We start from the raw sequence: 13,518 nt of genomic DNA on the forward strand, positions 1-13,518 counted from the left end.
TGACCGCCGTGAAAGGGCTGACATGTCGAGTGACCGCATCCGCGTGGCCGTGATCCTGTCGAGCGTACGCAAGGGCCGCTTCGGCCCCACGATCGCGAACTGGTTCGTCGGCACCGCCGACCAGCGCGAGGACATCGAGGTCGATCTGGTGGACCTGGCGGACTTCCCGCTGCCCACCGCCATGACCGACGAGCCGACGCCCGAGCTCGCCGAACTGCTCGGCGCGTTCTCGGCACGGCTGTCCGCGGCGGACGGCTTCGTCGTGGTGACGCCCGAGTACAACCACAGCTTCCCGGCCGCGCTGAAGGCCGCCGTGGACTGGACCCAGAACGAGTGGCACGCCAAGCCGGTCGGCTTCGTCGGCTACGGCGGCCTCGCCGGCGGTCTGCGCGCCGTCCAGCAACTGAAGCACATCTTCACCGAGCTGCACGCCGTTCCCGTCCGCGACGCCGTCAGCTTCCACGGCCCCTGGGCGCAGTTCGACGCCGAGGGCACCCTGACCGAGCCGGCGGACGCGGAGGCGGCCGCCAAGGTCCTCTGGGACAAGCTGAGCTGGTGGGCGCTGGCCACCAAGGAGGCCAAGGCCCGCCGCCCCTACGACAACTGACGCCCCACCGGGCCGCACCCACCACCCCCGGGCCGCGGCCGGGTCATGACCTCCCAGCGGCCGTCCCCGGCGCCCCACCCCCGGCGCCGGCCAGGACGGCACCGCACCACCACCCAGGACCGCGGGTCCGCGCCCACCCCCCTGACGCGGCCCCGCGAGAAAGACCCTGCCGAGCATCCGGTCTCCTTCCGTTCTCGGCAGGGTCTGGGGCGTGTGTGCCGGCGCACCGAACGAGGGGGTGGGCGCCGGCCCACCGAAGCAGCGGGGTCCGGCAGCCAAGGGACAGGCCGCCGGACCCCGCAACTCCTCACCCCCGGCGCACCACCACGGAGCCACGGGCCACCGCCGCCCGGAGTGGCAACGGCTTTCGGTGACCCCGGGTTGCGCCACGGGCCTGCGGCGCCCAGGAGGAGCTGGGCCCGCCGGGTCGACGACCAGCTTGTGACCCCGCGTCGCATGGCCGGGGCGCGCTGCCCGGAAGGCACGGGGCGCCCCGGCCGGTGACCAGTGGCGGTGAGGGCGGGTCGCATCACGGGGCTGCGGCGCCCAGGAGACGTTGGGCGCCGGGTCGGCGACGAGCATGATGAACCCGGGGCGCAGCGTCCGAGCGGCGTCGGGCGTGGCAGGGACCAGCCCGGTGAGTCGGGGCCGGGGCGTGGTGGTCAGGCAGTGGCTGTGGGTGTGGACAGCAGCTCGTCGGGGGAAGCGGTCAGTCGGCGGCCGGTCAGGGCGCGTAGCAGTGGGTACGCGCCGGTGTCGCCGGCCAGGACGCCTCCGAGGACCGTGCGGCCGTCCGGGGCCAGGACCACCTTCGCGTAGGTGCCGGCGCGCCGGTCGTCCCGTACGTACTCGATCGCCCCCTGCGAGCGCGCGTGCGCGTCGCCGAAGCCGGCCACCTCCACGCCGAGAAGCTTGAGCTTGGCGGAGGCGTCCGCCCCGGCGAACGCGTCGCCCGGCACGCCGAGCAGCTGCCGCGCCACGGTCTCCGCCATCCGGAAGCCGGGTGCCGCCAGCCCGTGGCAGCGGCCCGCGACGGCCGCGCACTCGCCGATCGCCCAGATGCGGTCGTCCGCGGTCCGGCACCACTCGTCCACCAGGAAGCCGCCGCGCTCACCACGTTCGAGCCCCAGCCCGGCGGCGAGTTCGTCGCGCGGCCGCACCCCGGCGGCGAAGACGACGAGCGCGGCGTCCAGCACCGTGCCGTCGGCCAGTTCGACCCGCTCCGCGCGGCCGTCCGCGCCCGCGCCGACCGCGTGCAGCGCGGCGGAGCAGTGCACACCCACCCCCAGCCGCTCGATCGCCCCGGCCAGCACCCGCCCGCCGCCCTCGTCGATCTGCTGGGCCATCAGCCACGGCGCCATCTCCACCACATGGGGCCGCATGCCCAGCAGCCGCAGACCGTTCGCCGCCTCCAGGCCGAGCAGCCCGCCCCCGACCACCACCGCGTCCCGGCCCGGCACGGCGGCCGCGCGGATCGCCGCGACGTCCTCCACCGTCCGGTACACGAAGCACCCCGGCAGATCGTGTCCGGGCACGGGCGGCACGAACGGCCGCGACCCGGTGGCCAGCACCAGCGCGCCGTACCCGAACTCGGTGCCGTCGCCGCAGGTCACCGTCCTCGCCCGGCGGTCGACACCGGTCACCGTGGTGCCCAGGCGCAGCACGAGGCGGCGGTCGCCGAGGACATCGGGCCCGGCGAGGGCGAGGTCGCCGGGTGTGGCGCCGTCGAGCAGGGAGGACAGCGCCACCCGGTCGTAGGCGGCCCGCGGCTCCTCGCCGAGCACGACGACGCGCCACCGCCCCTCAGCATCGCCGGCGAGCATCTCCTCGACCAGCCGGTGACCCGCCATGCCGTGGCCGGCCACGACCAAGGTACGCCTCGTCACGGCGCCGCTCCTTCCGCGGTGGTGTCGTCGCCGGCGCCGGCGAGCGCCGTGCACAGCTCCCGTACGACCGAGGTGCAACTGCCGCACCCCGTCGTCGCCCGGGTCGCCCGGGCCAGCGCCGCGCTGTCGTGCGCGCCGCGGTGCCAGGCGTCCGTCACAGCCTTCCTGGTGACGTTGTTGCAATGGCACACCACGGCCTCGTCCGGCAGCGACCCGTCCCCCGCGTACTCGCCGTCGGCGCCGGTCAGCAGCGCCAGCAGGTCGGCGGGCACCGGCTCGGCACGCAGGTACAGCCGGCTCACGGCCGCGACGCCCGAGGGCGAGCCGATGACGGCCCCTCCGTGGATGCGCCCGCCGCGCAGCACGAGCCGGGCATGGCGGCCCCGCGCCCTGTCCAGCAGCGAGACCGTCTCGCCGGTGTCCGCCCCGGGCCCGGCGGGCGGGAGGAGCACCATGTCCTTGCCCGGGGTGCGCGGCCGCAGCACGCGCCGCCCGGGTTCGTACGGCCGCCCCCGCCCGGTGAGGATCCGGGCGAGCGCCTCCGCCTGCTCCCACGCCTGAAGCACCGTGGTGCCGACCGCGCCGGCGTGCTCGGCGCAGTCGCCGATCGCGTGGATGTGCGGATCGCCGGTGCGCAGCCGCTCGTCGACGACCACCCCCTCGCGCACGTCGAGGCCGCTCGCGCGGGCCAGTCCGGCCTCCGGCACCGTGCCCGTGCACAGCAGCACGGTGCCCGCCGCCAGCACCTGGCCGTCGTCGAGGACCACCTTGCCCGGCACGTACTCACCGGCCCGGCGGCCGAGGTACAGCGTGACGCCCCGGTCGGCGAGCCACTCGGCCACCACGGCCGAGCCCGCCGCGTCCAGATGACGCCCCATCAGCCGGTCCGCGGAATGCACCAGCCTCACTTCGTGCCCGGCCCGGCGCAGCGCCCGGGCCGACTCCACACCGCGGACCCCGCCGCCGAGAATCACGACGGGCCCCTCGGACAGCGGACGGCAGTCGGCCGCGGTGCGCACCGCGCGCACCCCCTCGGCGAGCCGTCCGGGTGCGGTCGTGAGCCCCGGCACCCGCGGCACCCGCGGCCGGGCGCCGGTGGCCAGCACCAGGACGCCGTAGGGCAGTTCACGGCCGTCACTCGTGCGCACCGTGCGGCGCAGCCGGTCGACGGCGGTCACCCGCACACCGGTCAGCTGCCGTACCGCCGCGGGCAGCGCGGGCAGCGACAGCCGGTCGGCGCCGAGCGTGCCGTCCAGGACCGAGCCGAGCAGGGCCCGGTTGTAGGCGGGCCGCGGCTCGGCGCCGACGACGGTCACCTCACCCGCGTAGCCGTACCGCACCAGCAGCGCGGCCAGCCGGTGCGCGGCCGGGCCGCCGCCCGCGACGACGACGCCGCTCACCCCCGCTCACCCGCCGGCCGGACGCGCACCGCGCTCACCTTGAACTCGGGCATACGGCTGCGCGGGTCGAGGGCGTCGCCGGTGAACAGGTTGGCGCGGGCGGCGCCCGGAAAGTGGAACGGCACGAACACGGTGTCCGCGCGCACCGTACGGGTCAGCCGCACCCGCGCCCGGGCGGTGCCGTGCGCCGAGCCGATCTCGGCCAGCTGGCCGTCGGCCAGGCCGAAGCGGCGTGCGGTGTCCGGGTGCATCTCGACGACCGCCTCCGGCGCGGCCGCGACCAGCTCGGGCACCCGGCGGGTCTGCGCGCCCGACTGGTACTGCGCCGGCACCCGGCCGGTCGTCCCGTACAGCGGGAAGTCCTCGTCGGGCTCCCGGGCGGGCGGCCGGTGCTCCAGCGCCGCGAACCTCGCGCGCCCGTCCGGGTGCGCGAACCGGTCCAGGAACGGCCGAGGCGTCCCCGGATGGCCACTGCCACCGCTGCTGCCATCGCCGTTGCCGCCGTCGCCGTCGCCGTCGGCCGGGCAGGGCCAGTGCAGCGCCTCGCCGGCGTCCAGACGCGCGTAGCTGATGCCCGAGTAGTCCGCGCGGCCCCCGGCCGAGGCCCGGCGCAGCTCGTCGAAGACCTCGTCGGGCCGGACGGGGAAACGGTCGGCGCTCTGCCCGAGTCGGACCGCGAGCGCGTGCAGCACCTCCAGGTCGGTGCGCACACCGGGCGGCGGGCTCAGATGGGCACGGCGGCGCAGCACCCTTCCCTCCAGGCTGGTCAGGGTGCCCTCCTCCTCGGCCCACTGGGCCACCGGCAGCACCACGTCGGCGAGCGCGGCCGTCTCGGACGGCACGAAGTCGGCCACCACCAGCAGGTCGAGGCCCTCGAGCCGTTCGGTGACATGGGCGGCCCGGGGCGCCGAGACGACCGGGTTCGACCCGAACACCAGCAGCGCTCTGGGCCCCCCGGCCCCGCCGAGGGCGTCCAGCAGCTCGTACGCGCTGCGGCCCGGCCCCGGCAGCGTGTCCGCGTCCACCCCCCACACGGCGGCCACATGGGCGCGGTCCGCCGGGTCGGTGAGCGAGCGGTAGCCGGGCAGCTGGTCGGCCTTCTGGCCCATCTCGCGGCCGCCTTGCCCGTTGCCCTGCCCGGTCAGCGTGCCGAAGCCGCTGCCCGCCCGGCCCGGCAGGCCCAGGGCGAGCGCCAGATTGACGAACGCGGCGACCGTGTCGGAGCCCTTGCTGTGCTGCTCGGCGCCCCGGCCCGTCAGGACGTAGGCCCGGCGGGTGCCGCCGAGCATCCGCACCGCCGTGCGCAGGTCGTCGGCCGGTACCCCGGTGACCTCCTCCACCCGCTCCGGCCACCAGGCCAGGCAGCTCTCCCAGGCCGCGTCGAAGCCGACGGTGCGCGCGTCCACGTACTCCGTGTCGACCAGCCCCTCGGTGACCGCCAGATGCAGCAGACCGAGGGATAGGGCGAGGTCGGTTCCGGGGGCCGGCTGCAGATGCAGCGCGGCCCGCTCGGCGGTGCGGGTGCGGCGCGGGTCGACCACCACGAGGTCCGCCCCCTCCAGATGGCGCATGAGCGGCGGCATCGTCTCCGCCGGGTTGGCCCCGGCCAGCAGGATCACCTCGGCCTCGTCCAGGTCGGTGACCGGGAACGGCAGCCCGCGGTCGAGCCCGAAGGCCGCGGTGGTCGCCGCGGCCGCCGACGACATGCAGAACCGGCCGTTGTAGTCGATCTGGCTGGTCCCCAGGGCCACGCGCGCGAACTTGCCGAGCGTGTACGCCTTCTCGTTGGTCAGCCCGCCGCCGCCGAACACCGCGACCGCGTCGGCGCCGTGCCGCGCGCGGATCTCCCGCAGCTGCCCGGCCACCAGGTCCAGCGCCTCGTCCCACCCGGCCGGCGCGAGCTCGCCGTCGGCCCCGCGCACCAGGGGAGTCAGCAGCCGGTCGGGGGCACCGAGCACGGCCGGTGCCGTCCACCCCTTCTGGCACAGCCCGCCCCGGTTGACGGGGAAGTCGGCCGAGGGCCGCACCGCCACACCGCCCCGCTCACCCGACAGCACGGTGGAGCACTGCAACGCACAGTACGGGCAGTGGGTGGTGCTCTGCCGCCAGGTCCTCTGCTCAGCGGACATGGGAGGCACGCACCCGTTCGGTGGCGGACAGCGGATCGGTCCTGCGCCCCCCGCGCAGGTACACCGCCCACAGCACCACGGCACACAGTCCGTAGAAGGCGAGGAAGGCGTAGAACGCCGGCTCGCCGCTGCCCAGCCGGCCGTACGCCGAGCGGAAGGCGAGGTTGATGGCGGCCCCGCCGAGCGCGCCCACCGCCCCGGCGATACCGATGACGGCCCCGGACAGGCGGCGGGAGCGGGCGAAGGCGGCCGCGGCGTCGTGACCGGAGGTGACGGCGACCTCCGCCTGCCGGGCGAAGACCGCCGGGATCATCTTGTACGTGGAGCCGTTGCCGACGCCGCTCACCACGAACAGCGCGGTGAACCCGGCCACGAACAGCGGGAACGAACCGCTCTCGGTGGCCCACAGCAGGACGGCGATCCCGCCCGCCATCCCGGCGAACGCCCACAGCGTCACCCGAGCCCCGCCGAACCGGTCGGCGATCCGGCCGCCGAGCGGGCGGGCCACCGAGCCGAGCAGCGGCCCGAGGAAGGTGAACGAGGCGGCCTGGAACGGCGTGGACCCGAACTGGCTCTGCAGCACCAGCCCGAAGGCGAAGCCGAAGCCGATGAAGGAGCCGAACGTGCCGATGTACAGCAGCGAGATCCACCACGTGTGGGCAGTCGCGGCGGCCTCACGCTGCGCGCCCCGCTCGGCGCGCAGCACGGCCACGTTGTCCATGCGCAGCGCGGCCAGCACCGACACCAGCGCGATCAGCGGCAGATAGAACGCGGCGACGTACGCGGGGTGCGTGTCCCCGGCGACGGAGATGACCAGCAGGCCGAGCAGCTGGACCGCGGCGACGCCCAGGTTGCCGCCGCCCGCGTTCAGGCCGAGCGCCCAGCCCTGGTGGCGCTGCGGATAGAAGGCGGTGATGTTCGTCATCGAGGAGGCGAAGTTGCCGCCGCCCGCCCCGGCCGTCGCGCCGATCAGCAGGAACACCCACAGCGGGGTGCCCGGCCGCTGCACGAAGTACGTCGTCGCCGCCGCCGGAACCAGCAGCACCAGCGAGGCGAACACGGTCCAGTTACGGCCCCCGAACCTGGTCACCGCATAGCCGTAGGGCAGCCTCAGCAGCGCGCCCACCAGGGTGGGCACCACCACCATCAGGAACTTCTCGTCGGGCGCGAAGTCCAGTCCGATCCTCGGCGACATGAACAGCACCAGGACCGACCACATGCTCCACACCGAGAAGCCGACGTGCTCGGAGAGCACCGACAGCACCAGATTGCGCCGGGCGATGCGCTTACCGCCCCGCTCCCACAACTCCTCGTCCTCGGGGTCCCAGTTCTCGATCCACCGCCTTCGGGCGGCGCGTGCGCTGGCCATCTTCTCCTCGGCTTTCTCCGGGGCGGACCACCGCGGCCCGGCGGGAGCGGGCCGCGGTGGCGGGGGTGGGGGTGGGGTTCAGCGCCGCAGCGCACGCTCCACCAGGGCGGTGGCGGCTCCGGTGTATCCGGCCGGGTCGCACAGCTCGGCCAGCTCGCCCGTGATGCCGGACGGCAGGCCCGGCAGTCCGGCGAGCACCTCGGCCAGCGGGCGGCCGGTACGGCCCGCCTCCCGCGCGGCGTCGGTCAGCAGCTTCTTGGCCTCGGCCTTGCCGAGCAGCGGGGCGAGTTGTGCGGCCACTCGCTCCGACACAATCCGACTGCCGGTCATGTCCAGGTTGACCCGCATCCGTTCGGGCCTGACCCGCAGCCCCTCGGCGAGCTCCACCGCGGTGTGGGCCGCTCCGCCGGCCAGCCGCAGGCACTCGCGCAGCAGCTGCCACTCCGCGTGCCAGGCGCCGGCGGACCGCTCGTCCTCCGACACCAGGCACTGTGTGAGCGCGGCGGCCAGGGCCGGCACCTGCAGGGCGGCACTGCGCATCAGGGTGGCGAGCACCGGGTTGCGCTTGTGCGGCATGGCGGAGGAACCGCCGCGGCCGTCCGCGCCGGGCTCGGCGACCTCGCCGACCTCGGTACGGGCCAGCGACTGCACATCGACGGCGATCTTGCCGAGCGCACCGGCCGTGAACGCCAGCGCGGACGCCAGATCGGCGACGGGGGTGCGCAGCGCGTGCCAGGGCAGCACGGGCCGGGCAAGACCGGTCTCGGCGGCGTACGCGTCGACCAACCGGTCCAGATACACGCCCGGTTCGGGCCGCCGGCCGTCGTCGCCGACGGCCGCGTACTCCAGGTAGCCGGCCAGCGTGCCGGCCGCCCCGCCGAGCGAGACGGGCAGTCCGCCCTCGTGGACGAGGGCCAGGCGCGCCTCGGCGTCCAGAACCAGCTGCCGCCAGCCGGCCGCCTTCAGCCCGAACGTCGTCGGTACGGCGTGCAGGGCGAGCGTGCGGCTGACGGCGAGCGTGTCCCGGTGCCGGCCGGCCAGCTCCGCCAGCGCCCGCGCGGTGCGCGTGAGGTCGGCCCGGATGATCCCGAGCACGCGGTGGGCGACCAGCATGGTGCCGGTGTCGAGGATGTCCTGACTGGTGGAGCCCCGGTGCACGTACTCGGCGGCCCGCGCGTCCTGTTCGGCCACCACCGCGGTGAACGCCTTCACCAGGCCGACCACCGGATTGGCGGTCTCCCGGGCGGCCAGCGCCAGCCCGCGCAGGTCGAGCCGCCCGGCGTCGGCCGCCCGGGTGATGCTCTCGGCGGCCTCCTCCGGCAACGTCCCGAGCGAGGCCTGCGCCCGTGCCAGAGCCGCCTCGGCATCCAGCATGGCCTGCAGCCAGGCCCCGTCACCGGTAGCCACCTCAACGGGCGTACCGGCCCTGACCGGCGACAGCAGTCCGGCGTCGGTGAGGTGGCCGGGGGACGGGGTTGCACGGTCACGGTCGGTGCCCGCTTCGGCGGGTGTGCCGGGGGTGAGCGGGGACCGGGGTCCGGTGTTCGTGAGGTGGCCGGGGGGTGGGGTCGCCCGATCACCGCCGGTGGCCGTTTCGGCGGGAGAGCCGGCCGTGACCGGCGACAGCAGCCCGGTGTCCGCCGACCCGTCGGGGGAGAGGGTCACACGATCACCCCGGACAGGTCGCTGTCGGCGTCCACCGGACGCACAGCGACCGGCACATGGGCCACCGGCGGCAGTGCCAGCACCGAGCGGGCGATCGCGTCGGAGTCGCCGAGCGTCACCGAGTCCACGCCCGGCCGGATGCCCGCCGCCGTCACCCAGTGCACCGACTCCGTGGGCACGCCGTAGGCGAAGCGCCGCGGGTGGGCGCGGCCGCGGCCGTCGAGCAGCCGGTAGGGACGCTCGGTGACCGCGAGTCCACCGGTCTCGTAGGCCGTGCCGCCCGCGCCCGCGATCCGGTACGGCGTCGCCTGGTCGGTGTCGAGCAGGTGCTGCAGCAGCGGGTCGTCGGTGCGGCGCAAGTCCGGCTCGGGCAGCCGGGCCTCGATGAGCGCGGTCGCCCGCACCGGCTCGCCCGGCACCGCCGCCGACGTAGCGACGTACACCTGGGCCGTGGTGTCGATGCGGACCTGCGTGCCCGGACCGGTCAGCGTCAGCACGCCCGCCTCGATCAGCGCGATCATCTCCTCGATGCGCGAGGACGGCGGGCCGATCGACAGGAACGCGTTGAGCGGCGTGTACCAGCCCTCCAGGTCGTCGCGGTGCGAGTTGCCCTCCAGACCGCCGTGGTCGACCGCGAGGCGGACCTCGTTGCGCAGGTCGCGCAGCACGTCCAGGGCGGCCTTGAGCGGACCGCTGACATTGCCCTTGCGGGACTCCTCGACATCCCGCCGCAGATAGGCGAGCAGCCAGCCGGTGAACTCCTCACGGTCGGCGAACTCCCTCTCGCCGTACGGCCGCGACAGGCGCTCCCAGTCCCAGCGCTCCTCGGCCGGGATGCCGTACGCGTCGAGGAGGGCGCCCGGATCGGCGTCCGGCTCCAGCGCGAGCAGCCGCCCGGTGAACTCCTCCCGGCGCTCGCCCTGGCCGCGCTCGCTCAGCAGCGCACCGTAGTAGACGCTCTCCACCTCGCGGGAGATCAGCGGCCACAGGTCCTCGCCGAAGTCGACCGGCCGGCCGGCGGCGGAGCGCTCCTTGAGCGACGCGATGTACTCGGCGGTCAGCAGGCGGGGGAAGTAGCGGCCGGTGGAGCCCTTCTCGTTCTCGCCGCGCGCGTGGTACGGGATGCCGCGCCGGGAGAACGCGTACAGCTTCGGCTCGCTCCCCGAGGGGCGGTAGACGAGCCCGCCGCCCGGCGTACGCTCGAAGCGGCCGCCGCGGCCCAGCGTGAACAGGGCCATGTGGTCGAAGAAGTTCAGGCCGAGCCCGCGCAGCAGCACGTTCTGTCCCGGCCGGACACCGGTCAGGTCCAGGTCGGCCGGGTTGGCCGGGGTGACGTAGGTCAGGTGGTGGATGCGCGACAGGCTCGCGGTGCGTGCCTCGCGCGCCGACAGCCGGGCCCGGACATGGCCCTGCGCCATCACGACGGCGTCCAGTTCGTTGAGCCGGGTGCCGTCCTCCAGGCGGACGCCCTGCGGGCCGCCGGGCACGCCGTGCGTGTCGGCCGCGGCGACCGCGCGCGAGCGGTGCACCCGGACCTCGACGTGGGCGGGAGCGGACCGCACGATGTGCTCGAAGCAGTCCTGCAGGTAGCGGCCGTAGAAGGCGCGGGTGGGGTAGGAGTCGGGGCCCAGACGCCGGGCCTCGGCGAGGACGGCCTCGCCGGCCTTGGCCGGGTCGCCGAGCAGGGCCAGGCCCTGCGCCCACTCGTAGAGGCTGGGGCCGGGCTCGATGGGGCCGTCGATCCGGGCGCTGTCGTCGGTGAAGACGGTGATCTGCGAAGCCACCGTGTTCATCAGCAGATGCTGCGACTGCTCGGTGCGCCACACCGTTCCGGCGCCGGGCGCCGAGGGGTCGACGACGTGGACCGTCACCGCGCTGTGCGCCGGGGCACGGCTCTCGTTGGCCAGCAGCCGTTCCAGCACCGACAGCCCGCGAGGGCCGGCACCGATGATGCAGACCTCGAGGGTGCTGCTCATGCGGGTACTCCGTTTCTGGGCAGGGGCGACCGGCGGCCGGAAGAGCGGGAAGCCGGCCGCCTGCCGCGGACGAGGGGACATAAGGGGCACCGGGGAGCAGGGCCCGGGTACTGACGGCGTGCGGGGCCGGGAGACGGTCACAGGCGTGGGACGCGGGGGCGGACCGGGCGGCCGGCCAGGGCCTGCGGCCTGCGCGCGGCCCGCCGCTCGGGCAGCGGTCCTGGAGCCCGCCCGGTCCGCCGGAAACCGTTACTCGCCGGGACCGGCCGCCAGCAGACGGGCCAGTTCGAGGCGCTTGATCTTGGTAGTGGCGGTCTGCGGGAGGTCCTCCAGCCGCCACTGGACCGGATCGCCCAGGGCCGGCAGATCGACCACCGCGGTCTTCCAGGCCATCTCGTCCAGCGGTGCGTCGTCGCGCGTGCACACCACCGGTACCGCACGCCCGTCCGGGCCGGGGATGATGATGACCTCGACGAGCTCGGGCAGCCGGGTGAACAGCTTGTCCTCGATCTCCAGCGTGGACTGCACACCGGGGATCTCGTCGACCTCGCGGTCCAGCAGGTGCAGGCAGCCCCACTTGGTGCGGTAGCCGAGGTCGCCCATGCGCCACCAGCCGTCGTTGACCTGCTGCTGCCAGCGCTGGTGCTCACCGAGGTAGGTGACGATCCGCCCGTCGCTCCTGACCTCGATGAAGCCGGGGTTCTCCTTGGACACCGGCGCGCCGTTGCGGCTGACCACGCGCACCCCGGTCATGCCCGGGAACGGCACGCCGACACAGCGGCCGTTGAAGTCGGCGCCGTCCTTGAGCGAGTAGGTGCGCGCGGCGATCGGACCGACCTCGCTCTGCCCGTAGGCCTGGGCGAAGCGCCGGCCCTTGCGGCGGGAGGCCTTGAGCAGGGTGTTGACGGTGCGCGGGTGGATGGCGTCGAAGGTGGAGGAGAAGTACTTCACGTTCGCCAGCGGCCCGCGCGGGTCGTCGGCCAGCACCTCCCAGCGCAGGAACGTGTTGGGGTGGGCCTCGATGAAGCCCGGCGGGATCTGCGTGAACAGCTCGCCCACGGTCTGCGGGTCGTCGTCCTTGAGGATGATCAGCGGGTGGCCCTGCAGGATCGAGATGGGCATCGCCGTGAACATCCGTGAGTGCACGAACGACACATGGATGGCGATGGGCTCGCTGCGGCGCACGGCGCTGCGCACGACGGTGGCCTGCGGCCGGTAACGGGACTGGAAGCTCATACCGGTGTGCACGGCCAGCTTCGGCGTGCCGGTGGTGCCGGAGGTGTGCGTGATGAGCGTCGGGTGGTCGATGGGCATGGACACCGCGGGCACGCGCTGGACGCCGGCCAGCGAGGCGAACGACGTCGCTCCCTCGTACTCGCCGGAGGCCAGCAGCACCTTGCGGGACAGACCGAAGACCTCGGCCGGCAGGTCGTGTGCGAGCTTGTCCTGATCGGTGACGAGGAACGGCTGCCCGACCCGGCGCAGCAGCTCGGCGACCGTCGCGCCGTCCAGTTTCGGCGACAGCAGCACCGGGATGGCTCCGGTGCGGGCGACGGCGCAGGCGAGGAGGGAGATGTCGAAGCCGTCGCTCTTGTGCACCACGACGTGGTCCCCGGGGCGCACCTTGACGGACCACAGCCGGGAGGCGAAGTCGTCCACCAGGTCGGCCAGTTCGGTCAGCGTCGCGCGCCGGCCGAGGCGGGGGGCGATGTCCAGGTCGTGGTCGAGGACCACGAAATTCGCCGGATGCCGGGCCGCCGCTCGGTCGAACAGCGTGCCGAGCCGAATTCCCTTGCTTCCTATTCGCTGGAGAAACATGTAACCGATCTCTCGTCCATGGCTGCGGATTCCTGAAAGGGGGTTGCCGGATTACGGACCTGACGGCCTGCCGGTGCGGATGATTGCGGCGGGCGGCCTCAGTTCTTCTCGATGACGTCCTTGATGCGGGTGAGGGTGTCGTCGAGGTCCTGCTCGAGCTTCGCGGTCCAGTCGGCGATGAACCGCTCCCGCGCGTCCTCGTCGAGATCCGCGACGATCTTGTGGATTCCGGCGGTGGCCTTGCCCATCCGGAAGTGGTGGACGAGCCAGGAGGTGCCCTCGCCGGCGTCCTCGACATCGAAGCCCCAGATCGACTCCTGGTCCTCGCGGGCGTGGGTGAGCATCATCCAGCGGAAGGTCCGGCCGGGCTCGGCGGCCACCACGCGGGCCTCGGTGTACCAGGTGCCGCGCACCAGCGGAGCCCAGCCGACCACGTCCTCGCTGCGCAGGTTCTCGCCGCGAAAGACCGAGCCGACCGCCGAGGGCTCGCCCTCGGTCCACTCGCCGCCCATGCACTCCGGGCTCCACTCCTTGCTGCGGGTCAGGTCGCTGACCACGGAGTAGACCTCCGCCGGGGTCGCGGAAACGCGAATTCGGGCGTCCAGTTCGAAGAGCGGGGAATGGTTGATGACGCTTTCGGTGTTCGCTGTCATGGCGGCAATCCTGCC

At 74.3% G+C, this 13,518-nt stretch carries 9 protein-coding genes; 1 reads left to right on the forward strand and 8 read right to left on the reverse strand.

All coding sequences use genetic code 11. The annotated features are described in order from the left end of the window. The first annotated feature begins 22 nt into the window (after nt 1–22). On the forward strand, nt 23–607 hold the full coding sequence (locus ABZ920_RS01190) for an NAD(P)H-dependent oxidoreductase (protein ID WP_361497205.1): 585 nt from the start codon (nt 23–25) through the stop codon (nt 605–607). A 662-nt stretch (nt 608–1,269) separates the two neighbouring features. On the opposite strand, the gene ABZ920_RS01195 is transcribed toward ABZ920_RS01190, so the two are convergent. The 8 genes from ABZ920_RS01195 to ABZ920_RS01230 all read right to left on the reverse strand — a co-directional run bounded on the left by ABZ920_RS01195 (nt 1,270) and on the right by ABZ920_RS01230 (nt 13,503). Further along, nucleotides 1,270–2,493: an FAD-dependent oxidoreductase gene (locus tag ABZ920_RS01195; RefSeq protein WP_361497208.1), complete on the reverse strand. Its 1,224-nt coding sequence runs from the start codon at nt 2,491–2,493 to the stop codon at nt 1,270–1,272. Further along, nucleotides 2,490–3,893, reverse strand: coding sequence for an FAD-dependent oxidoreductase (locus tag ABZ920_RS01200; RefSeq protein ID WP_361497211.1), 1,404 nt, complete (start codon nt 3,891–3,893; stop codon nt 2,490–2,492). The genes ABZ920_RS01195 and ABZ920_RS01200 overlap by 4 nt, the downstream gene beginning before the upstream one ends. Then, nucleotides 3,890–6,022: a molybdopterin oxidoreductase family protein gene (locus ABZ920_RS01205; RefSeq protein WP_361497214.1), complete on the reverse strand. Its 2,133-nt coding sequence runs from the start codon at nt 6,020–6,022 to the stop codon at nt 3,890–3,892. The genes ABZ920_RS01200 and ABZ920_RS01205 overlap by 4 nt, the downstream gene beginning before the upstream one ends. Then, nucleotides 6,012–7,391 carry a nitrate/nitrite transporter gene (locus tag ABZ920_RS01210; RefSeq protein WP_361497217.1) on the reverse strand — a complete coding sequence of 460 codons (1,380 nt, stop codon included), beginning with the start codon at nt 7,389–7,391 and terminating at the stop codon, nt 6,012–6,014. The genes ABZ920_RS01205 and ABZ920_RS01210 overlap by 11 nt, the downstream gene beginning before the upstream one ends. Before the next feature lie 78 nt (nt 7,392–7,469). Continuing rightward, nucleotides 7,470–8,834 (reverse strand): 3-carboxy-cis,cis-muconate cycloisomerase, encoded by a 1,365-nt coding sequence (gene pcaB / locus ABZ920_RS01215; RefSeq protein ID WP_361497601.1) that lies wholly within the window; start codon nt 8,832–8,834, stop codon nt 7,470–7,472. A 218-nt stretch (nt 8,835–9,052) separates the two neighbouring features. Beyond that, a complete protein-coding gene (locus ABZ920_RS01220) occupies nt 9,053–11,032 on the reverse strand; it encodes an FAD/NAD(P)-binding protein (protein WP_361497220.1) in 1,980 nt (659 codons plus the stop codon). Between the two features lie 249 nt (nt 11,033–11,281). Then, nucleotides 11,282–12,850 (reverse strand): class I adenylate-forming enzyme family protein, encoded by a 1,569-nt coding sequence (locus tag ABZ920_RS01225; protein ID WP_361497223.1) that lies wholly within the window; start codon nt 12,848–12,850, stop codon nt 11,282–11,284. 98 nt (nt 12,851–12,948) lie between these two features. Beyond that, nucleotides 12,949–13,503 (reverse strand): SRPBCC family protein, encoded by a 555-nt coding sequence (locus ABZ920_RS01230; protein ID WP_361497226.1) that lies wholly within the window; start codon nt 13,501–13,503, stop codon nt 12,949–12,951. Nucleotides 13,504–13,518 lie beyond the last annotated feature (15 nt).

This window comes from Streptomyces sp. NPDC046831 (genome assembly GCF_040645305.1).
In the GTDB taxonomy this organism is placed as follows: Bacteria; Actinomycetota; Actinomycetes; order Streptomycetales; family Streptomycetaceae; genus Streptomyces.